A 21878-nucleotide genomic window follows, 5' to 3' on the forward strand; every position below is an offset into this window, starting at 1 on the left:
GAGATTCGTCGATGAAGCCCACTCCTGCCATTCCCGCAACCATGACCTCTACCCGCTCACTTTCCTATATCGCCCTGTTCGCCGCCGTGATCGCGGTGTTCGGCCTGATCCCGAAAATCGACCTGCCGTTCGGCGTGCCGATCACGCTGCAATCGCTGGGCATCATGCTGGTCGGTTGCCTGCTCGGGCCGAAGCGCGCGTTCTACACCGTCGGCCTGTTCCTGGTGGCGGTGGCGCTGGGCTTGCCGCTGCTGTCGGGCGGACGCGGCGGCATCGCCGTGTTCGTGGCGCCGTCGGCCGGTTTCCTGCTGGGCTGGCTGATCGGCGCAGTTGTCTGCGGCGTGTCCATGCGCCAGTTCATGAAGCGCATGCCCGACGCCAAAGGCAAAGGTCTTCTGGTCGCCGCCTTCCTGTCGTCGCTGATCGGCGGCATCGTGGTCATGTACCTGTTCGGCATCATCGGCCTGATGCTGGCGGCGCACCTGAGCGCCACGCAAGCGACACTGGCGGTGCTGGCCTTCGTCCCCGGCGACCTGGTCAAGTGCGCGGTCTGCGCCGTGCTCGTGCAAAGCGTCGCACGCGGCATGCCTTCCTGGCGCCTGGACCGCGACTGATGCCCCGGTTCGACACCGTCCACGCGCCATTGGCGCATTGGGCGGAGACAACGCCGCACACCGCGGCGATCGACGACGGCGTCACGCGTTTCGACTTCGCTGCGCTGGCGCAGCAGGTTGCAGTGCGTGCGGCGGCGTTGCGGCAATCCGATTCCCCCGCAGTTTGCTGGGTCGACGATGTGCCCGACGCATCGGCGCAACTGCTCAGTTTTCTCGCCATCATTGCCTCCGGCCGCACCGCCGCCGTCAGCGATCCCGACTGGCCGACTGCGGTGCGCGCACAAATTCTGGCGCGCATAGCCGCCGGTGTCGGCGCCGAAACCGCGCTCGCCGAAGCCGTCTCGTCCTCGCCGTTCTACATCGGTTTCACCTCCGGCAGCAGCGGCTTGCCCAAAGGTTTTCGCCGCAGCCATGGTTCGTGGACCAGCAGCTTCGACATTTGCCTGGAAAGCTTCGGCGCCGGCGCTGCCGCCACCATGCTGGTGCCGGGCCGGCTGTCGCATTCGACGTTTCTGTTCGGCGCGCTGCTGGGCTTGTGGAGCGGCGCAGGCGTGCGCCTGCAGTCGCGCTTCGCCGCAGGCCCCGCGCTTGACACGCTGTCCCGCGGCGATGCCGGCGCGATGGTGGCGGTGCCGAGCCAGCTGATCCTGATGCTGGAACTGGCGCAGCGGCGCAAGCTGGCGGCGATGCCCGGCGTGCAGTTGCTCATGATCGGCGGCGCGCCGTGGAACCGCGCCCGCACGCCGGAGCTGCAGCAACTGTTTCCGCAGGCGCGCATCGTCGAGTTCTACGGTGCCTCGGAAACCAGTTTCATCGCCTGGACCGACAGCGACAGCAACCTGCCCGACCACGTTGTCGGCCGCCCGTTCAGCAACGTCGAGGTGCGCATCGATGCGGCGGCGCCCGACACCCCAGGATTGATCTACGTACGCAGCCCGATGGTCTTCAGCGACTACGTCACGCTCAGGGACAGCGACGAACAGCCGGCGCTGCTGCGCGACGGCGACTGGTTGTCGGTGCGCGACGTCGGCCATCTCGATGAATTCGGCCGCCTGCATCTGCTGGGCCGGCAACAACGCATGCTGCTGGCGCAAGGCAAGAACCTTTTCCCCGAAGAGGTGGAAAGCGTACTGGCCGCCCACCCGGCCGTGGCGGCCGCCTCGGTGCAGGGAATCCCCGACGCCGTGCGCGGCGTGCAGGTGGCGGCACTGCTGAAACTCAGTGAACCTGTCAGCCCGGAAACGCTGAGCGCCTGGTGCCGCGAGCGACTCGAGCCCTACAAGGTCCCGCGCCGCTTCTACGCCTGCAGCGACTGGCCGCTGACGCCCAGCGGCAAGACCGATCACAAGCAACTGGCGCAGCAACTCGGCGATCCGGCCATGCCGGCGCTGCAAGCGCTATGAATTCCATGGACGACGCCGTCATCCTCGGCTGGGGCCGCAGCGCGGTGACGCCGCTCGGCGGCGCGCTGTCGCAACTGCAACCGCATGAGATCGCCGCCCCCGTCGTGCAAGGCATCCTGCAACGCTTCGGTATTCCGTTGACCGCCGTCGACGCCGTGATCGCCGGCAACGCCATGGGTGCAGGCGGCAACCCGGCGCGCATGCTGGCACTGGCGGCCGGTTTCGCCGACTGCATTCCGGCCTTGTCGGTCGACAGCCAATGTTGCGCCGGACTCGACGCCGTCGCCCTCGCCCACGGCATGCTCGCCGCCGGCAACGCCGACGTCGTCATCGCGGGCGGCGTCGAGGCATGGAGCCGCGCGCCGGTCCGCCTGCATCGTCCGCGCCATGCGGGCGAAGCGGCGATCGCCTACGACAGTCCCGCCTTCGCTCCCGATCCGGCGCGCGACCCCGGCATGTTGCAGGCCGCTGCGCGCCATGCATTGACGGCCGGCATCACGCGCGAGCAGCAGGATGCATGGGCGGTCCAAAGCCATGCACGCGCCGTTGCCGCGCGCGCCCATATCCGGGATGAAATCATCGCCATCGGCGCGGCGACGCTGGACAGCTATCCGCGCACGCTCGAGCAGCGTCACCTGACGCGCATGCCGGTGGTGGCCATGTCCGATGACGGCAGCGTCGATGAAGCGAGCCGGCAACGCCATGCCGTCAGCCGCATCGCCATCTCGCCAAGCGCCGACGGCGCCGCCTTCGTCGTGATCGCGACGCGTGACGCCGCACGCCGGTTGAACCTGCACCCGCATTTCGCATGGCGAGCCGGCGTCAGTGTCGGCGGCCTGCCCGAAACGCCGATGCTGGCCGCCATCGATGCCGCGCAGGCGGCGCTGGCGCGCATCGCGAGCAAAATCGATGACCTGTGGGGAGTGGAATTGCACGATGCCTTCGCGGCGCAGGCAATCGCTTTCTGCGACGCACTGGCACTCTCGCCGGCGCAGCTCAATCGCCACGGCGGCGGACTCGGCCGCGGTCATCCCATCGGCGCATCGGGCGCAATCAGCCTGGTGAGATTGTTGGCGGACATGCGGCATGCAGCACCGGACGGCGCCATCGGCCTCGCGACGATTGCGGCGGCAGGCGGCCTCGGTGCTGCAGCCGTCGTCGAGCGTTGCTGAAGACGGCTATCGCAAGGTTCTGAAAAACTCTTCCGGCTTCAGGCGTTCGGTTCTCACGGTATTTTCCGCCGCCTCCGGATCGGCATAGCCGAGCGCAATGCCGCACACGATGTGATGCTCGCCGCCCAGTCCCAGCGTCGAGCGGATCAAACCCGGATATGACGCCAGCGCGCCGATGGCGCAACTGCCCAGTCCCTGCGCGGCGGCCGCCAGCATCAGGCCGTACAGGCACATGCCCAGATCCATGTAGCAACCGCTGCCCATGCGCGCGTCTATGGTCACCAGCAGCGCCGCCGGCGCGTCGAAGAAATTGAAATTGCGTTCGAACTGCCGGTCACGTCCGGCGCGATCATCGCGTCCGGTCTGCAAGGCCCCGTACAGCTCCTTGGCGGCGGCCACCTGGCGACGCCGCAAGGACTGCGGCAGCGGCTGCGGAAAGTAGGAATAGTCTTCCGGCTCCTGCCGACCCGCGCGGAAAGCCTCCACCAGCGCCGCCGACAAGCGCGCCCGCGCATCGCCTTCGAGCGCAATGAATTCGCCCGGCTGCAGATTGGCGCCGCTCGGTGCGCGCCGCGCCAGCGCCAGCAAGCCGGCCAGCATGCCTTCCGGCAAAGGCCGGTCGAGGAAGCGGCGTGTGGAGTTGCGCCGGGTCAGCAGTTCGGCGAAAGGGAAATTCTGGTCAGGCATGGCGTGGCGCTATTCGTGATGATGTTGTTGTCAGGAAAAGCTGTGGCGGCCGGATTGCGCAGATCTTTTTCCTTGCCGTCTGCGATCAGCGGAAGCTGATCAAAAATGCAATCCCTGCGCGACAGTCCCTGAAGTTGCGGGAAAATTACACCAATAAAGCAGATAACACCATGTTTGAGCGAGTTTTCCTGCAGGGCAATCAATCCTCGCGCCGGAAACAGTTGTCAAAGCGGCTACAACAAGCGCCCGCAAACTTCCTGCCGCCGCTGATTTTTCATTAGAATGCGCATTTGGCAAAGCTTCGGCGGCGCATGGCCGGCTGCCTTACCCTTGATTTTCCGATTTCCCCTGATTCTCCGATTCGATCCTCATCTGCATGGCAACTAAAAAAACTTCCCCGTCCGACTACAGCGAATCATCCATCCGTGTCCTCAAGGGACTGGAACCGGTCAAACAGCGTCCGGGCATGTACACCCGCACCGAGAATCCCCTGCACATCCTGCAAGAGGTCATCGACAACGCCTCCGATGAAGCGCTGGGGGGGCACGCCCGGAACATCATGGTCACGCTCAATCCCGACGGCAGCGTCAGCGTCGAGGATGACGGCCGCGGCATCCCGGTCGGCCTGCATCCGGACGAAGGCGTACCGACCGTGGAGATCGTCTTTACGCGCCTGCATGCCGGCGGCAAGTTCGACAAGGGCAGCGGCGGCGCCTATGCCTTCTCGGGCGGCCTGCATGGCGTCGGCGTGTCGGTCACCAATGCGCTGGCCTCGCGCCTGGAAATCACGGTCTGGCGCAAGGATGAACAGGGACGCGGCGTCCACACGCTGGCATTCGCCGATGGCGACCTGATCGAGAAGCTGCAGTCGCGTCCGGCGAGCGCCAGCGACAAGAAGTCCGGCACCCGCGTGACGGTCTGGCCGAACCCCAAGTACTTCGACTCGCCGACGATTTCGCAGCAAGAGCTGCAACGCCTGCTACGCTCCAAGGCCGTACTGCTGCCGGGCGTCAAGGTCTCGCTGATCAACGGCAAGACCGGCGACGTGCAGACCTGGCAATATGATCAGGGCCTGCGCGGCTACCTGATGGAATCGCTGGCGCAATCGACCAGCGCCGATCCGCTGATCCCGCTGTTCGAGGGCGAGCAATACGCCGGCCCCGACGCCGAAGGTTTTGCCGAAGGCGAAGGCGCGGCGTGGGTGGTGGCGTGGACCGAAGAAGGCAACGTGGTGCGCGAATCCTATGTCAACCTGATCCCGACCTCGGCCGGCGGCACGCATGAGTCCGGCCTGCGCGAAGGACTGTTCTCGGCGGTCAAGAGCTTCGTGGAAATGCACTCGCTGCTGCCCAAGGGCGTCAAGCTGCTGCCCGAAGACGTGTTCGCACGCGTGTCCTTCGTGCTGTCGGCCAAGGTCCTCGATCCGCAATTCCAGGGTCAGATCAAGGAACGCCTGAACTCGCGCGACGCCGTGCGGCTGGTGTCGACCTTCTCGCGCCCGGCGCTGGAGCTGTGGCTGAACCAGCACGTCGAATACGGCAAGAAACTGGCCGACCTGGTCATCAAGCAGGCGCAAAGTCGCCTGCGTTCGGCGCAAAAAGTCGAGAAGAAGAAATCCTCCGGCGTGGCCGTGTTGCCCGGCAAGCTGACCGATTGCGAATCCAACGACATCACCCGCAACGAAATCTTCCTGGTCGAGGGCGACTCCGCCGGCGGCTCGGCCAAGATGGGCCGCGACAAGGAATTCCAGGCCATCCTGCCTTTGCGCGGCAAGGTGCTCAACGCCTGGGAAACCGAGCGCGACCGCCTGTTCGCCAACAATGAAATCCACGACATCGCGGTCGCCATCGGCGTCGATCCGCACGGCTACAACGACACCCCCGACCTGAGCGGCCTGCGCTACGGCAAGATCTGCATCCTCTCCGATGCGGACGTCGACGGTTCGCACATCCAGGTATTGCTGCTGACGCTGTTCTTCAAGCACTTCCCCAAGCTGATCGACCTCGGCCATATCTGCATCGCGCGCCCGCCGCTGTATCGTGTCGACGCGCCCGCACGCGGCAAGAAGCCGGTGCAGAAGCTGTATGCCCTCGACGACGGCGAACTGGAAGCGATCGAAGACAAGCTGCGCAAGGACGGCCTCAAGGAAGGCGCATGGAGTATCTCGCGCTTCAAAGGCCTGGGTGAAATGAACGCGGAACAACTGTGGGAAACCACCATGAATCCGGACACCCGCCGCCTGCTGCCGGTCGCCCTGGGCGAGCTGGATCACATCGCCTCGGAAGCGCGCTTCACCATGCTCATGGGCAAGGGCGAAGCCGCCTCGCGCCGCGCCTGGATCGAAGAGCATGGCAACGAGGCGGAAGCGGATATCTGATCAGGAAAACGGGATGAACGTCGTCAACGGTATCAGCATCGACAGCAACGATCGCACACGCGGGCAGCGCCTCCTTGCGAGCGCATTGCTGGTGCTGTGCCTGATGGCACCGGCTGCCCACGCCGACGTCTACGGCTATATCGACGCCGACGGCACCGCGCACGTGTCGACCGAAAAGCTCGACGAGCGCTATCAGCTGTTCATGCGCGGCGAAGCTACCTTCGACTCCGACAAGATCGCTCGCGGCGTGCCCGGCGTCGATGCCCGGCCGAACATGTCGTCGCCGCTGATGAAGCTGATGCTGCAGCATCCGAACCTGAAAAAGTATGAAGCCATGCTGGACCAGAGCGCCAGGGAGTTCTCGGTCGATCCGGCCTTGCTGAAGGCGATCATGGCGGCCGAATCCGGCTTCAATCCGGGCGCTGTCTCGCCCAAGGGCGCCATCGGCCTGATGCAGATCATGCCGGAGACCGCCGAACGCTACGGCGTGCAAGGCGACCGCCGCAAGACCATCCAGCAAAAGCTGACCGACCCGCGCATCAACATCCGCCTGGCGGCGCGCTACCTGCGCGATCTGCAGGTGCTGTTCCCCAAGCGCCTGGAGCTGGCGATCGCGTCCTACAATGCCGGCGAGCGCGCCGTACAGAAGTACAACAACCAGATTCCGCCGTATCCCGAAACGCGCAATTACGTCCAGCTGGTGGCGCAGTTCTACCAGTTGTACCAACCGGGCGGCAGTGCAGGAAACAATACCGGCAATACCGGCAATGCCGGTAGTTCCGACAAGCCGCGCCGCGTCGAAATCATTCTGCCGGGCCGGCGCAGCATGCCGCCGTCGCCGACCTCCGTCGAATAACCATTACCTGAACTTGAACGCAACCCAGCCACATGACTGAACAAGCCAACCTGTTTGAACAAGCTGTACCGCCCGAAGGCGAATCGCTGACGCTGTCGACCTTTGCCGAGCGCGCCTATCTCGACTACGCCATTTCGGTGGTCAAAGGCCGCGCCCTGCCCGACGTCGCCGACGGTCAGAAGCCGGTGCAACGCCGCATCTTGTACGCGATGAACGAACTCGGCCTGAACGCCACCGCCAAGCCGCGCAAATCGGCGGCCGTGGTCGGCGACGTGCTCGGTAAATTGCATCCGCACGGCGACCAGTCGGTGTACGACGCGCTGGTACGCATGGCGCAGGACTTTTCGCTGCGCTATCCGCTGATCGACGGCCAGGGCAACTTCGGTTCGCGCGATGGCGACGGCGCTGCGGCGATGCGTTACACGGAAGCGCGCCTGACGCCGATCAGCAAATTGCTGCTCGACGAGATCGACATGGGCACGGTCGACTTCCAGCCCAACTACGACGGCTCCACCGAAGAGCCGAAACTGCTGCCGTCGCGCCTGCCCTTCCTGCTGCTCAACGGCGCCTCCGGCATCGCGGTCGGCATGGCCACGGAAATCCCGTCGCACAACCTGCGCGAAGTGGCGCGCGCCGCCGTGGCGATGATCCGCAATCCGAAGATCACGCACGCAGAACTGATGACCCACATCACCGGCCCGGACTTCCCCGGCGGCGGCCAGATCATCACGCCGCCGTCGACGATCGCGGAGATCTACCAGAGCGGCCGCGGCAGTCTCAAAGTGCGCGCGCGCTGGAAGATCGAAGACATGGCGCGCGGCCAGTGGCAGGCGGTCATCACCGAATTGCCGCCGGGCGTGTCGTCTCAGAAGGTGCTGGAAGAAATCGAAGAGCTGACCAATCCCAAGATCAAGCTCGGCAAGAAAACGCTGACGCCGGAACAGCAGGCGCAGAAGCAAAGCATCCTGGCCATGCTCGATGCCGTACGCGACGAGTCGGGACGCGAAGCGCCGGTACGCCTGGTGTTCGAACCGAAGAGCAAGAACCAGGACCAGACCGAATTCATGAACACGCTGCTGGCCCAGACATCCCTGGAAACCAGCTCGTCGATCAACCTCGTGATGATCGGCGGCGATGGCCGTCCGCGCCAGAAGGGCCTGGGCGACATCCTCAGCGAATGGATCACCTTCCGCTTCGCCACCATCACGCGCCGCACGCAATTCAAATTGCAAAAGGTCGAGGACCGCATCCACATCCTCGAAGGCCGCGAAGCCATCCTGCTCAACATCGACAAGGTCATCCGCATCATCCGCGAATCGGATGAGCCGAAGCCGGCGCTGATCGAGGCCTTCAAACTCTCTGACCGCCAGGCCGAAGACATCCTGGAAATCCGCCTGCGCCAGCTGGCGCGCCTGGAAACCATCAAGATCCAGCAGGAGCTGGCCGAATTGCGCAACGAGAAATCGACGCTGCAAGACCTGCTCGACAATCCGGCTTCCATGAAGCGACTGGTCATCAAGGAAATCGAAGCCGACGACAAGCAGTTCGGCGACGCTCGCCGCACCGTGATCGAGGAAGCCGAAAAAGCCGTGCTCGAACAGAAGGTCATCGACGAGCCGGTCACCGTCATCATTTCGCAAAAAGGCTGGGTGCGTGCACGGGGCGGCCATGGCCATGACGCTACGCAATTCACGTTCAAGGCCGGCGACGGCCTGTACGGCGCGTTCGAGTGCCGCACCATCGACAACCTGCTGGCGTTCGGCTCCAACGGCCGCATCTACACGGTCGGCGTCAACTCGCTGCCGAACGCGCGCGGCGACGGTGTGCCGATCACCACGCTGGTCGACCTCGGTAGCGGCAACAGCCTGTTGCACTACTTCGCAGGTCCGGTCGATACCTCCATGCTGCTGGCGTCGGACGCCGGTTACGGCTTCACCGCCAGACTCGGCGACATGTTGAGCCGCAACAAGAGCGGCAAGGCCTTCATCACGCTGGACGACGGCGACATGCCGCTGGCCCCGCGCCCGATGCCGGCCGGCGCCAGCGCCATCGCCTGCCTGTCGGGACAAGGACGCCTGCTGGTGTTCGGTCTGGACGAGATCAAGACCCTGGCCAGCGGCGGCCGTGGCGTGATCCTGATGGAACTGGAAAAGAACGAAAAGCTGCTGGCTGCGCAGGCCATCACCCAAAAGGGCGTACTGGTGTCCGGCACCGGTCGCGGCGGCAAAGCGCAGGAAGTCGCGCTGTCCGCCGTCGCACTGGGCCTGCACATCGGCAAGCGCGCCCGCAAAGGCAAGGCGCTGGAGTCGAAGCTGAAGGCGACCGCGCTGGCGGCTATTTCGTAAAATCCACACAGGGATCCGGTCAATGATCCGGTCCCCGGCAATGTAAAAAGGGCGGCTTGGGCTGCCCTTTTTACATTGCTTCCCGCCCGTCCTGGCCGTCACTCAGCAGACTATCCGACAAGCCGTCACAATAGAGGATTTTCACCCCTCCTCCGGCTGTCATTTTCATGAATACCACCGCGAACCATCCGCGCTTCCTCATCTTTTTCATTTGCATGCTGGCCTCTGCGGGCCAATTGGCAATCGACATCTACGTCCCGGCGCTGCCGACGATGGCGCAATATTTCCAGACCTCCGCGCAGGCGATCCAGTCGAGCGTGTCGATCTATCTGATGGCGTATGCCTTCGGCCAACTGATCTTCGGACCGCTGGCGGATGCCTACGGCCGCAAGAAAATGCTGATCCTGGGACTGGCCATGTTTACCTGCGGCTGCTTGCTGACGCTGGCGGCCAATAACCTGGAAACCTTCATTCTCGCGCGCTGCCTGCAAGGCTTCGGCATCGCCGCGACCAACCTGCTGTCGAAGGCGATCATCACGGATTCGTTTTCCGGCATGGCGTTGATGCATGCGTTCACCTACATGGCCATCGCCTGGGGACTGGCGCCGATTCTTGCCCCGGTCATCGGCGCACATCTGCAGACCGCATTCGGCTGGCGTTCTTGCCTGACCTTCCTGCTGATCTATTCGTTCGTGATGTGGGCAGTGCTGTCGCGCTACAAGGAGACGCTCAGGCAGCCGGTGCACCTCAATCCGAAAACCTTGCTCAAGAACGCCGGCATGGTGCTCAAAAGCCCGGTGTTCCAGAGTTGCTTCCTCGCGCAAGGGCTGTGTTACAGCATCCTGCTGGTGTTCAACATCGTCGGCCCGTTCATGGTCCAGGAGACGTTGCACAAACCGCCGACCTATTTCGGCTACCTGGCGCTGGCGATCGGATTGATGTATTTCCTCGGCGGGATTTCGAACCGGATTCATCACCCGCGCTTGCCGACGCCGGAACAACGCCTGCGCATCGGCGCGCGCGTGATGACGGGCGCGGCGGTCGCGATGCTGATCCTGGCGCTGACGGTCGGCTTGCAGGTGTGGACGTTGACGATACCGGTGCTGTTCATGGCGTTTTGCGCGGGAGCGATGTATCCGACGCTGATGGCCAAGGGCAATTCCATCTTCCCGCACATTGCCGGGCTGACCAGCGCGATTCTCGGCTTCGCGCTGTTGCTGGTGTCGTCGCTGATGATGGGGCTGGCCGGTTTCGTGCCGTTCCATAGCCTGACACCGATGGCGATCTTCTTCGTGATCCTGGGGCTGACGGTGGTCAGCATGGTCGGCAAGCTGCTGCATTACCTGGAAGCGCCCGCCGGCGCACCGGCAGCTTGAACCTGTGTGAGACGGGTTCAAATCAAGGCGCATCGTCCGGTTGCGCTATACTCCGGCACCGATCATCAGAGATGGTCCTGAAATCTTGTCAACAATCTAAGGAATGCCATGCGGAAAATCCGTCGAATCAAATACATGGAAGCAACTTATCGCATCTATTTCGCCAAGCTGCTCAACAGCATGCTGGAAGAACTCAGCGCAGAAGTCGCCGCGCGCGACGCTCAGCAAGGCTAGGATTCATTTCCTGTTGAGATGTAGTTCAAGGCGGTAGTGGGAGTTTCGGATCGCCTGCGATCCGCCCACGTAACGGTGTTTGCGTCCAGGCAAACCCTCCCGTCGCGCCAAGGGTGCTCCCTTGGCCAGCAATCCAAGGCGGCAAGACGCCCGCCACGCGAACTCCTAGCGCCCGCTTTCCAGATTGCCCTGGATGATTTCCAGCAATCGCACCAGCTCTTCACATTGTTCAGATGACAAACCGTCCACTGCGCGCTCCAATATCTGCGCACCGGACTTCATCAGCTCGCCATGCAAAGCCTGGCCCTGCGGACTCAATTGCAGGCAGGTGCTGCGCCGGTCCTTCACGTCTTCCTTCGACTCCAGATAGCCGCCGTCGCGCAGGCTGCGCACCAGCCGGGTCAGCTGGGCCTTGTCGCGTCCCGAATGGGCTGCCAGGTCTTTTTGAGTGGCCCCGGGATGATGCGCGAAGTAGTTGAGCACGCGGCTTTCCATATGCGTGATGCCGTGTTCGTCGTCTCGAAACGCTTGCGAACGGCCGGAACGATACAGGTGCATCACCGTATGGATGGCGTCAAAGACCCTTTCGGCCGCAGGTGATTGATTGACTTTGTCAACTTGTTTTCTCATAATGATGACATTATCAACCAATTTTTGTGATCATGGAAACCAAATCGATCTCTCGCGAAGTGCAGCGCGTCCGTTATGAACTCAAATTCCGCGAGGTCAAAGTCGCGGCCATCCGCGCCACCGGAGCCAACATGCTCAGCGTCACCTTCCACGGCGACGCGCTGGAAGACTTCACCTCGCTGTCGTTCGACGATCACATCAAGTTCGTGTTCCAGGATGCGGCCGGCGTCCAGGTGCGGCGCGACTACACGCCGATCGGCCACGATGCGCAACGCAAAGAGCTGACGCTGGAGTTTGCATTGCATGCCGAAGGCGCCGCCACCGACTGGGCGCGCCAGGCCAAGGTCGGCATGGACGCCGTCATCGCCGGCCCGCGCGGCTCGATGGTGGTGCCGGTCGATTACGACTGGCATTTCCTGGCGGGCGACCTGTCGTCCTTGCCGGCGATCACGCGCCGCCTTGGAGAGTTGCCTGCCGGCGCCAAGGTGATGGCAGTCATCGAAGCACCGGAGGGCGACGTCCGCCGGTTCGAAACCCGCACCGACCTCGACGTGAAATGGGTGCGCTCTGGTGAGGAGCTGCTTGCCGCCGTGCGCACGCTGACGCTGCCGGCCGGCGAAGGCTATGTCTGGGCCGCCGGTGAAGCCGTGGTGATGAAAGCCTTGCGCGTCGTGCTGGCGGAAGAGAAGCAGCATCCCAAGGAAGCCATGCGCGTGTCCGCCTACTGGAAGCGCGGCGCCTCCGATTTCCACGAAAAGCTTGACTGAATCGTCAGCGGCATTGACGTTGCACCTGCGTGCGACGTCATGTGCGCCGCCGACACCTCGTTCCCTGATAGACGCATGTCAAAAATGCAACTACGCCGATCCGCTCCTGTCCACTTGATGTCACTTGCGACATCACCAACGGACGAGGAGAACCATGCATTCACGGATCAACATATTGCGGGCCGCAACGCTGCTGCTTTCCATCCTGGCGGCGTCTCTGCCGATGCAGGCCGGTGCAGCGCCGCTGCAGGATTTTCTCTATACCGGCTCGCGTGACCTGAGCGGCCTGGAGGCGCTGATCAGGCGCCCGGACATCGGCGGGGTACAGGTGGTCTATAACTGGAGCGCCCTGGAAAAAGAAAAAGATCATTACGATTTCGCGCAAATAGAGAAGGACCTGGACTACCTGAACGGCTTGAACAAAAAACTGTTCATCCAGATTCAGGATCGATTCTTCGAACCCACCCACAAATTCGTGCCGCAGTATCTGCAGACCGATCCGGTCTACCTGGGCGGCATCGTCGCGCAGTATGACAATCCGGGAGAGAACAAGCCCGTGGCCTCCGGCTGGGTGGCGCAACAATGGAATCCGGCCGTGCAGCAACGCTATCAGCGGCTGTTGCAGGCTCTGGCCGCCAGATTCGACGGCCGCGTGATGGGGATCAATCTGCCGGAAACCGCGATCGATCCGAAGACCAGGAACGACAAGACTGGATTCAGTTGCGACAAATACTTCAACGCCGAAATGGAGAACATGGCCATGGCGCGAAAAGCGTTCCGGCATTCCCATGTCGTGCAGTACGTGAATTTCTGGCCCTGCGAATGGGACAACGATCATCGCTACATGTCGCGCCTGTTCGCGCTGGCGCAAAAAGACGGGATAGGCCTGGGCGGCCCCGATATCGTGCCGCATAAAAAAGCCCAGATGAAAAACGCGTATCCCTTTTTTCATCGTTACAAAGGAAAACTTCCCCTCGTGGCGATGGCGGTGCAAGAACCGACGCTGACCTACACCAATCCCCGGACAAAAAAGCCATTCACGCGCCAGGAATTCACGGACTACGCGGAGCATTATCTCGGCGTGGACATCATTTTCTGGAGCGCCTCCTCGCCCTGGCTGAAGCACGACGAAGCAAGTGCTCCTTAGACGCCGTTGCCGCGAGACCGTGATCCGGCGCCGGCGTCAGGCCGGCCGCCCTGCCCGCGCCGACGCCATGCCCGACAGCATCAGCAACAGCGCCAGCACGCAGGCCACCGCGCCGGCCAGGAACGCTGCGCCGTAACCGAAGTAGCCGATCAGCACGCCCACCACCGGACCGGTCAGTCCCGCCGCCAGATCGATGAAGGCCATGAAGGTCGCCACCGCCAGCCCGCGCGAATGCGCCGGCACGCGCGCCATCGCCTGTACGCCCATCGACGGGAACACCAGCGAGAAACCGATGCCGGTCAACAGCGTACCCAGGCCGGCCATGACCGGATCGTGGGACTGCCACAGCAGCAATTGTCCGGCCAGTTCGATCGCCACCGATACCGCGCCGACTTTGGCGCCGCCGATGCGATCCGGCAGATGGGCGAAGAACAGGCGCACGCCGACATAGCCGGCCGAGAAACCAAGGATCGCAATGCCCGCGCCCGACCAGTTGTTGGTGGCGTAAAGCAGCACCAGGAAGCTGGTAATGATGGCGAAGGGCATGGCGCTCAACGCCAGCGCGAGACCGAAGCGCCAGATCAGGCGCAGCACTTCCGACATGGCCACGCCGCCGCCCTTGCGGCCCAATGCAGGCAGCGCGCGCAAGGTCGCCGCAATCGCCAGGCCGACCAGCGGCAACACCATGGTGGTCAGCGCCACGCCGGCGAAGCCGAAGCGCTGCTGGATCGCGATGCCGATCGGTGCGCCGAGTCCCAGTGCAGCGAACATGGCGATGCCCTGCCAGGCCATCACCTTGCCGGTGCGCTGCATGCCGACGCGGCCGATGCCCCAGGTCATGGTGCCGGTGAGGAACAGGCTTTCCGCCGGCCCCATCAGCAGGCGGCCGATGAACAGCACCACCAGGCTGGCGCCGGCGTCGGCGATCAGCGTCGACGCCAGATACAGCAGTCCGGCTACCGCCGCCATCGGCAAGCCGACGGCGACCGCACGTTTGGGACCATGCCGGTCGCAATACGAACCGGAAAATTTGCGCGAGAGAATCGTCGAGAATGACTGGATCCCCACCACCCAGCCCACCGTCAATGCGCTGAAACCGAGCACGCCGTTGACGTGCAGCGGCAAAGCCGGCAACGGTATGCCGATGCAAAGGAAACTGGTGAAGACGATGGCGACCAGTGGCAGCAGCCCACCGGCCACGCTGTCGTCGGACGGGTTAGATTGCTCGGATTGTTGTGTCGTTGTGGTCATGATGTTATCGGTCCCGAATGGAAATGTGCGGACGCGCGCAATCGTTGATCGGCATGGCGATCAGCGCGGAGGTCAGTATGTCAGCGAGGAAATGCGATGCAGCCTTGGCTGCGGGGAAGTTCGAGAGGGACAAGGCAGGCCCGTCCCGGGGAAGTGAGCGTATCGTCAATTTTTCACCTTGGCGTTATACACGTGCGTGCGATGGAATCGCTGCCTGAACCTTCAGACATGCACGTGAATGACGCGTTGGTTGACGTGAACGCTTACGTAACGAAGCAGGAGGCCGGCAAGGGGATGCAGCTTCAGCTTAACCCAGGACGTTCTGTTTCGTTATTTGCCGTCGATTATACAGAATAGTTTTATTGGTGCGCAGGCGTCCCCCGCCGCCGCACAAAACAAGCGATTCGCGCAGACGCGACAAAGCCCGCTTAGAGCGGGCTTTGTCGGGCGCCGGCAATATTGCCACCGGCGGTGCTTCTACAGCTACAGGTACATCTACGGCTACAACCGTCTTCAACATCAGTTTCAACTGCAACTACAGACTACGGGTACATCTACAACAACAGCAACTACTCAGAGATTAAGCGGCGTTGCGTTCCAGGCGATGAACATTGTCGCCGTTGATTTCGATCTTGCGCGGCTTCAGCGCTTCGGGCACTTCACGCACCAGCTCGATGCTCAGCAGGCCGTTTTCCAGTTGAGCGCCGACGACCTTGATGTGGTTGGCAAGCTGGAAGCGCTGTTCAAAATCACGCGCTGCGATGCCGCGATGCAGGAAGTTGACGGCCTGGTCTTCCTTCTGCTTGCGACCGACGATTTTCAGTGTGTCATTCTCGGCTTCGATGTCGATTTCGGCGCTGCTGAAACCGGCCACGGCCATGGTAATGCGGTATTTGTCTTCGGCAACCAGCTCGATGTTGTAGGGCGGATAGCTCGGTTGCGAATCCGCGCGCTGCGCGTTGTCGAACAGTTGAGCCAGGCGATCGAAGCCGATTGCGGAACGGTAAAGTGGGGAAAAGTCGTGAGTACGCATAATAGTATCCTCGTAAGAAAAAGCGATAAATGGGCGCGAACCTCCATTGAGCATCCGCTGGGCCGACGGGCGGTTTGAGCCGGTTTCCCGCTGCCTTGTTACCGATATACGTGCATACTTTTTCTTTTCAAGAGATTTTTTTATGGCGTCGATTATTTTTTTGACGTCGATTTTCATCCTTGATTTTTACTCTTGATTTTCAGGCCTGATTTTTAGCGTCCGTCATTTTTCATCGCGGCAACAACCGTGCGCAATACGCCTTGCGCACGCGTATCGCGCACGCTGGTATGCAGCATCACCTGCGCCAGCGGCAGCGACGGCAGCTTCATGCTCTTGCCGACGTCGATCGCGCCGGCCGGCTTGACGCGATACAACAAGGCGGTCACCGCCAGTCCCGCCGTGACCGCCGCTGCGACGGCATGCACGCCGCCGCCGACGAAGACTTCGGTCCACGCAATGCCGGCATCGTCCAGACGCCGCACCGCCAGTTCGCGGATACCGCAACTGGGCGAAAACGTCGCCAGCCGGAGCGGCTCACCGGCGCGCGGCTGCCACTGCGGCGCGGCAAACCATCCCATGCGTTCTTCCTGGATCAGTTCACCGTCGCTGCGCTCGCCATCGCGGCGCACGATGACGGCTTCCAGTTCACCGCGGTCGTACATGGCGAGCAAGTCGCGCGAGGCGCCGATGCGCACCTCGACCACCACGCCCGGATCGAACGCATTGATCTGCGCCAAGATGGCGGGAAGGCCGTCGCCGGCAACGTGATCGCTGATGCCCAGACTCAGGCGCACCGTCGACGTCTCCATGCGCCCCAGCGCCCTCTCGTGCGCCGTCAGCAAGTTGCGCGCGGCGTCGAGGAAACCCAGCCCGTCCGAAGACAGGCGCACTTGCCGCGGCGTGCGTTCAAGCAGGCGGCGGCCGAGGCGGTCTTCCAGGCGTTTGAGCTTCAGGCTGATGGCGGACTGCGTGGTGTACAGCGCCTCCGCCGCCCGCGTAAAACTTTGCATATCTGCAACCAGGACGAAAGCCTGGACGGCGTCGAGGTCAAGCGGGCGTTGGGTTGGTTCCATTTTCGGGCTCATTGGGAATGCTTATGGATGGGCGTCAATCATTTCAAATGAATATCATTGAAATATATAACCATGTATTTTAAAAATGATACACCTGATCTAAGATGCCTGCATACCCACCGCGATTCATCACCTTTTCAAGGAGAACACTATGCCCTTTGCCCGAGTCTTCATCCGCCGCGGCGAGACCCGCGAATACCGCCAGGCCATTCTCGACAACCTCTACGAAGCCATGGTCGAAAGCTTCAATGTGCCGGAAGACGACAAGTTCATGGTGATCGACGAGTACGATCCGGAGAACTTCGTTTTCAGCAAGACCTACATGAACATAGCGCGCAGCGACAAGTTCGTGCTGATCCAGCTGACCGTGAGCAACACACGCACCATCGAGCAGAAGAAAGCGCTCTACGCACGCATCGTCGAGCGCCTGAACCAGCAACCCGGCATCCGCCCGGAGGACATCTTCATCAACCTGGTCGAAGTGAACAAGGAGAACTGGTCGTTCGGCCATGGGCTGGCGCAATATGCCTTGTGAATCCGCGCGGTAAGCTGCCCGCCCACCCAGGCCCTGGATAGCTGATAGCATGGCAAGCCCGATCAACTTGCCTTGCCGTCCTTGCCCCCATGCCGACAACCAGTTCCAAGCCCGAGACTTCCCGCAGCTATCTGCGCCGCATCGCCCTGGTGCTGGCGCTGGTCAGCGCCGGCTGCGCTGCAGCGGGCAAATATTACGATCCCGACAAACCCAATCGCACGCCGTCCGGCTTCCGCAACACCACTCCGCAGGAACCGCGCGCGTCGCTGCTGAAGTGGCAGTGGGAGCGCCTCACGCAAGGCCTGCCGAAAGCGCCGGCCAACAACTACCACTTCCCGATGGCCACGCCGGAGATCGCCTGGCTGCAGGCCAACAAGAGCGTCACCAGCGCGACCTGGATCAGCCATGCGACTGCGCTGCTGCAAATCAACGGCATGAACGTCATCACCGATCCGATCTTCTCCGAGCGCGCCTCGCCGTTCAGCTTCATCGGCCCCAAACGTAAGGTGCCGCTCAACATCACGCCGGAACAATTGCCGCACATCGACGTGGTGGTGATTTCGCACAATCATTACGATCACCTCGACCAGGCCAGCGTCGAGCAGCTCAATCGCCAGGCCGGCGGACCGCCGCTGTTCCTGGTGCCGCTGGGGGTGAAAGAATGGATGGCCGGCGTCGGCATCACCAACGTGCGCGAAATGGACTGGTGGGACAAGACCAGCGCCGGCCAACTCGATATCAGCTTCGTGCCGGTGCAGCACTGGTCGGCGCGCACCCTGACCGACCGCTCCGAGACACTGTGGGGCGGCTGGGTAATCAGGACCGCCGACGGCGCCCCGCATCCGTTTTCGGTATTCTTCGCAGGCGATACCGGCTATTCAAAGGACTTCAAGGACATCGCCAGCAAGTTCGGCGGTTTCGACTTCGCGCTGATTCCCATCGGCGCCTATGCGCCGCGCTGGTTCATGCAGGGCCAGCACGTCGATCCGGAACAGGCGGTGCAAATCCACAAGGACGTGCACGCCAGGCGCTCGATAGGGATTCATTGGGGGACCTTCGAACTGGCCGACGAGCCGCTCGACGAACCGCCTCAGTTGCTGGCCGAGGCGGTGAAGAAAGCCGGATTGCCGGCGCAGGAATTTACCGTGCTCAAGCATGGCGAGACGATAAAACTGGATTGATTTGGTCGCCGCATAAAAAAATCGCAGGGAAATTTCTTTCCCTGCGATTCTCTGAACAAGCTGCCGCCAACGCACTAATCAACAATAAACAGCTTCGCACCCGTCGACGTCGATGACCGGTGCGCTTCCGCATTGTCGGCCACCTGATAGCTCATGCCGGCCTTGAGCAGGAAAGTGCGGCCGTCGTCCAGCTCGGTATGCAACTCCCCTTCCAGACATAGCAGCACATGGCCCTTCTTGCACCAGTGGTCGGCCAGATAGCCCGGCGTGTACTCGACCATGCGGACGCGAATCGGACCGAACTGGCGCGTGCGCCAGGTGGCCATGCCGCTGTCGCCCTTGTGTTCGGTACGCTCGACGGTGCTCCAGTCGGTCGTGCCGAACGGCAGGTTGCCGATCTCCATTACAGCTTGGCGGCGATGAGTTTGCCGAGGCGCTCGACACCGGCGCGGATTTTTTCCGGAGGCACGGTGACGAAGCTCAGGCGCAGCGTATTGTGTTGCGGCTCGTTGGCGTAGAACGGTGCGCCCGGCACGAAGGCGACGTGCTGTTCGACCGCTTCCTTGAGCAAGGCGCCGCTGTCGATGTGCTTCGGCAGCGTCACCCAGATGAACATGCCGCCTTCCGGTTTGGTCCAGCTGGTGCCGGCCGGGAAGTAGGTTTGCAGCGCGTCGAGCATGGCCTGGCACTGGTCGGCGTACAGCTTGCGGATGGTCGGGATATGCGTTTGCAGGAAGCCGTCCTTGACCGCTTCGTACACCACCATCTGGGTCAGCTGCGCCGTGTGGAGATCGGCCGCCTGCTTGGCCTGTTCCATCTTCAGGATCAGCGGCGTCGGCGCCACCACGTAGCCGAGCCGGATGCCCGGAGTCAGCACTTTCGAGAACGAACCCATGTAGATCACCCCGGCCGGATTCATGTTGAGCATCTTCGGCAGCGGATCGTTGCGGTAGCTCAGCGCGCCGTACGGATCATCTTCGATCAGCGGCAGGCCCAGGCGTGCACAGGCTTCCACCAGCGCGAAGCGGCGCTCCAGCGGCAGCGTGCGGCCGGTCGGGTTTTGGAAGTTCGGCAGCGAGTACAGCAGACGCGCACCCTTGCCCAGTTCTTCGACGGCGGAAGGAATCAGGCCCTGCTCATCGCTCGGCACCGAAATGAAGTTCGGACCGTAGATCGAAAACGCCTGCAGCGCACCCAGATAGCTCGGTGTTTCCACCATCACGTTGCTGCCTTCGTCGATCAGCACTTTGCCCAGCAGGTCCAGGCCTTGTTGCGAGCCGGACACCATCAGCACTTGTTCCGGCAAGATCCTGGCGCCGTCGGTGGACAGCGAATTGGCTACCCATTCACGCAATGGACCGTAGCCGTCGGTCGGGCCGTATTGCAGCGCAATCTTGCCTTGCTGCGTCAGCACGGTGTCAAACGCCGCCTTCATGCGCTCGACCGGGAAGGTCGCCGGCGAAGGCAAGCCGCCTGCGAACGACGTGATTTCCGGACGCATGGTGATCTTCAGGATTTCGCGGATGGCCGAGCTTTGCAGTTGCTGCGAACGTTTGGAGAAATTCCACTGCAGTGGATTGGGGTTTTCGATTTTCATGATGCCTGCCAAAAATAGGGTCGTAGTACAAAGCGCGAACCGGTCATTTGCCAGTCCTGCAATCAAATTGGAGCTTTATGCGATCTCGGCGATCAGTTCGATCTCGACGCATGCGCCCATCGGAATCTGCGCCACGCCGAAAGCCGAACGTGCGTGCTTGCCCTGCTCGCCGAACAATTCGCCGATCAGTTCGGAGGCGCCGTTGGTCACCAGATGCTGTTCCGTAAAATCGCCGGTCGAGTTGACCAGGCTCATCAGCTTGACGATGCGCTTGACCCGTGTGAGGTCGCCGCCGCAAGCCGCCTGCAATGTCGCCAGCAAATCAATCGCCACCGCGCGGGCCGCCAGCTTGCCCTGTTCCGTCGTGGTGTCCTTGCCGAGCTGGCCAACCCATACCTTGCCGTCCTTCTTGGCCAGGTGGCCGGACAGGAATACGGTGTTGCCGGTTTGCGCATACATGACATAGGCGGCGGCCGGTGCGGCCACGGCTGGCAATTCGATATTCAGGGCTTTGAGTTTTTCGTAGACGGACATGCGGTGCTCCTGTTTGCTGTGGCTGATCGCCGTCGTCAGCGTATTGACGTCCGGCAAGGCAGCACGTTTCGAAATGAAAACAATTAGTCCGCCATTATCGCAAATATCGCGACTTTGTGATGGAGAACATCGTGAAAAGCGTTGCCCGGATTGAATTAGCGCCCGGTCAAGCCGGCCCCGACGACCGGGGCCCGACGGATCGCCATGCGCCGTCCAATTGCCACAACGGCAATAACTGCCGTCGCAAACAGCAAATGGCTCGCATCCAGGGTTTCGCCGACAATCACCGCCGCTCCTACCAGCGTCATGAACGGCTGCAGCAACTGCACCTGGCCGACTCGCGCAATACCGCCCAGCGCCAGCCCCTTGTACCAGAAGAAAAATCCGATGAACATCGAGAAAAACGACACATAGGCAAACGACATCCACGCCTGCGGCGAAGCTTGGACGCCATAATGCATGCCAAGCCAGATCGTTACCGGCAACACCACCGGCATCGACAGCACCAGCGCCCAGCAAATCACCTGCTGGCCGCCCATGCTTTGCGACAAGCGACCGCCTTCGGCATAGCCCATCGCCGCCGCCACCACCGCCGCGAACAGCGCGAAGTCGGCGGTATGGAAACTGCCGCCGCCCTGGCGCAAGGCAAAAGCGATCACGATGATGCTGCCGATCAGCGCCGAAATCCAGAATCCGGCCGAAGGACGCTCGCCAAAGCGCAGTGCGCCGAACAAGGCTGTCGCCAGCGGCAGCAAGCCCACCACCACCGCGCCGTGCGAAGCCGGCACGTAGTGCATGGCGATCGATGAGAACAAGGGAAACCCGACCACCACGCCCAGCGCAGTCACCAGCAGGCCGCGCAATTGCAATCGACTCGGAAGCCGCGCCTTCAGATGCCACAGCATGCCGATCGCGCATACTGCGGCCACCACCGCACGGCCGAATGCGACGAAGGCCGGATTCAGTTCGGCCACGGCAACGCGGGTGAACGGCAGCGTCAGGCTGAATATCGCCACCCCGATAAAACCCAGCCACATCCCTTTTGATTCGTTGTTCATCAATGTCC

Annotated in this window: 21 protein-coding genes; 11 read left to right on the plus strand and 10 right to left on the minus strand. The window is 62.4% G+C overall.

Translation table 11 applies throughout. The features are described from left to right. Positions 1–11: 11 nt before the first annotated feature. The 3 genes from F506_RS17575 to F506_RS17585 are packed head-to-tail and all read left to right on the plus strand — an operon-like array spanning position 12 to position 3189. On the plus strand, positions 12–614 hold the full coding sequence (locus F506_RS17575) for a biotin transporter BioY (RefSeq protein WP_053199562.1): 603 nt from the start codon (positions 12–14) through the stop codon (positions 612–614). Then, a complete protein-coding gene (locus tag F506_RS17580) occupies positions 614–2017 on the plus strand; it encodes an AMP-binding protein (protein WP_053199564.1) in 1404 nt (467 codons plus the stop codon). Before F506_RS17575 ends, F506_RS17580 begins: the two co-directional genes overlap by 1 nt. Beyond that, a complete protein-coding gene (locus F506_RS17585; protein WP_053199569.1) occupies positions 2014–3189 on the plus strand; it encodes an acetyl-CoA C-acyltransferase in 1176 nt (391 codons plus the stop codon). Before F506_RS17580 ends, F506_RS17585 begins: the two co-directional genes overlap by 4 nt. Positions 3190–3195: 6 nt before the next feature. Here the strand turns inward: F506_RS17585 and F506_RS17590 are convergent, their stop codons facing one another. Both F506_RS17590 and F506_RS23220 read right to left on the minus strand, forming a co-directional pair. After that, complete coding sequence (locus tag F506_RS17590; protein ID WP_053199571.1) at positions 3196–3876, minus strand: nitroreductase; 681 nt, start codon at positions 3874–3876, stop codon at positions 3196–3198. Continuing rightward, positions 3840–4079, minus strand: a complete 240-nt coding sequence (locus F506_RS23220) for a hypothetical protein (protein ID WP_144424084.1) — start codon at positions 4077–4079, stop codon at positions 3840–3842. The genes F506_RS17590 and F506_RS23220 overlap by 37 nt, the downstream gene beginning before the upstream one ends. Positions 4080–4252: 173 nt before the next feature. Between F506_RS23220 and F506_RS17595 the strand changes: the two genes are divergently transcribed. The 4 genes from F506_RS17595 (at position 4253) to F506_RS17610 (ending at position 10830) form a co-directional block, all read left to right on the plus strand. After that, a complete protein-coding gene (locus F506_RS17595) occupies positions 4253–6253 on the plus strand; it encodes a DNA topoisomerase IV subunit B (protein ID WP_053199574.1) in 2001 nt (666 codons plus the stop codon). A 13-nt stretch (positions 6254–6266) separates the two neighbouring features. Then, a complete protein-coding gene (locus tag F506_RS17600) occupies positions 6267–7109 on the plus strand; it encodes a lytic transglycosylase domain-containing protein (protein ID WP_053199576.1) in 843 nt (280 codons plus the stop codon). Positions 7110–7141: 32 nt separating this feature from the next. Next, the gene (parC, locus tag F506_RS17605; protein ID WP_053199578.1) at positions 7142–9454 is read left to right on the plus strand and encodes a DNA topoisomerase IV subunit A; all 2313 of its coding nucleotides are present in this window, start codon (positions 7142–7144) and stop codon (positions 9452–9454) included. Between the two features lie 167 nt (positions 9455–9621). Next, positions 9622–10830: a multidrug effflux MFS transporter gene (locus F506_RS17610; RefSeq protein WP_053199581.1), complete on the plus strand. Its 1209-nt coding sequence runs from the start codon at positions 9622–9624 to the stop codon at positions 10828–10830. A 399-nt stretch (positions 10831–11229) separates the two neighbouring features. Here F506_RS17610 and F506_RS17615 read toward each other — a convergent pair whose 3' ends face one another. Then, positions 11230–11694, minus strand: coding sequence for a MarR family winged helix-turn-helix transcriptional regulator (locus F506_RS17615; RefSeq protein WP_053199583.1), 465 nt, complete (start codon positions 11692–11694; stop codon positions 11230–11232). Positions 11695–11726: 32 nt separating this feature from the next. Between F506_RS17615 and F506_RS17620 the strand changes: the two genes are divergently transcribed. Together F506_RS17620 and F506_RS17625 are read left to right on the plus strand one after the other, a co-directional pair. Continuing rightward, on the plus strand, positions 11727–12461 hold the full coding sequence (locus tag F506_RS17620) for a siderophore-interacting protein (RefSeq protein WP_053199585.1): 735 nt from the start codon (positions 11727–11729) through the stop codon (positions 12459–12461). A gap of 154 nt (positions 12462–12615) precedes the next feature. Next, a complete protein-coding gene (locus tag F506_RS17625; protein ID WP_053199588.1) occupies positions 12616–13608 on the plus strand; it encodes a hypothetical protein in 993 nt (330 codons plus the stop codon). 36 nt (positions 13609–13644) lie between these two features. Here F506_RS17625 and F506_RS17630 read toward each other — a convergent pair whose 3' ends face one another. The 3 genes from F506_RS17630 to F506_RS17645 all read right to left on the minus strand — a co-directional run bounded on the left by F506_RS17630 (position 13645) and on the right by F506_RS17645 (position 16965). After that, entirely contained in the window at positions 13645–14859 is a 1215-nt protein-coding gene (locus tag F506_RS17630; protein WP_053199589.1) for an MFS transporter, read from the minus strand. 580 nt (positions 14860–15439) lie between these two features. After that, positions 15440–15892, minus strand: coding sequence for an Hsp20 family protein (locus F506_RS17640; protein WP_053199592.1), 453 nt, complete (start codon positions 15890–15892; stop codon positions 15440–15442). Positions 15893–16104: 212 nt separating this feature from the next. After that, positions 16105–16965 (minus strand): LysR family transcriptional regulator, encoded by an 861-nt coding sequence (locus tag F506_RS17645; RefSeq protein WP_053199593.1) that lies wholly within the window; start codon positions 16963–16965, stop codon positions 16105–16107. A 151-nt stretch (positions 16966–17116) separates the two neighbouring features. On the opposite strand from F506_RS17645, the gene F506_RS17650 reads away from it, so the two are divergent. Together F506_RS17650 and F506_RS17655 are read left to right on the plus strand one after the other, a co-directional pair. Next, entirely contained in the window at positions 17117–17500 is a 384-nt protein-coding gene (locus tag F506_RS17650) for a tautomerase family protein (RefSeq protein WP_053199595.1), read from the plus strand. Between the two features lie 89 nt (positions 17501–17589). After that, positions 17590–18681: an MBL fold metallo-hydrolase gene (locus tag F506_RS17655; protein ID WP_083457991.1), complete on the plus strand. Its 1092-nt coding sequence runs from the start codon at positions 17590–17592 to the stop codon at positions 18679–18681. A 74-nt stretch (positions 18682–18755) separates the two neighbouring features. Here F506_RS17655 and F506_RS17660 read toward each other — a convergent pair whose 3' ends face one another. From F506_RS17660 to F506_RS17675, 4 genes are all read right to left on the minus strand, one after another. Then, positions 18756–19085, minus strand: a complete 330-nt coding sequence (locus F506_RS17660) for a DHCW motif cupin fold protein (RefSeq protein WP_053199597.1) — start codon at positions 19083–19085, stop codon at positions 18756–18758. Continuing rightward, on the minus strand, positions 19085–20278 hold the full coding sequence (locus tag F506_RS17665) for an aminotransferase-like domain-containing protein (protein ID WP_053199599.1): 1194 nt from the start codon (positions 20276–20278) through the stop codon (positions 19085–19087). The genes F506_RS17660 and F506_RS17665 overlap by 1 nt, the downstream gene beginning before the upstream one ends. 75 nt (positions 20279–20353) lie before the next feature. After that, positions 20354–20812, minus strand: a complete 459-nt coding sequence (locus F506_RS17670) for a RidA family protein (protein WP_053201751.1) — start codon at positions 20810–20812, stop codon at positions 20354–20356. 155 nt (positions 20813–20967) lie between these two features. Next, on the minus strand, positions 20968–21870 hold the full coding sequence (locus F506_RS17675) for a DMT family transporter (protein ID WP_053199601.1): 903 nt from the start codon (positions 21868–21870) through the stop codon (positions 20968–20970). Positions 21871–21878: the final 8 nt, after the last annotated feature.

The organism is Herbaspirillum hiltneri N3, from assembly GCF_001267925.1.
Taxonomy (GTDB): Bacteria; Pseudomonadota; Gammaproteobacteria; order Burkholderiales; family Burkholderiaceae_D; genus Herbaspirillum; species Herbaspirillum hiltneri.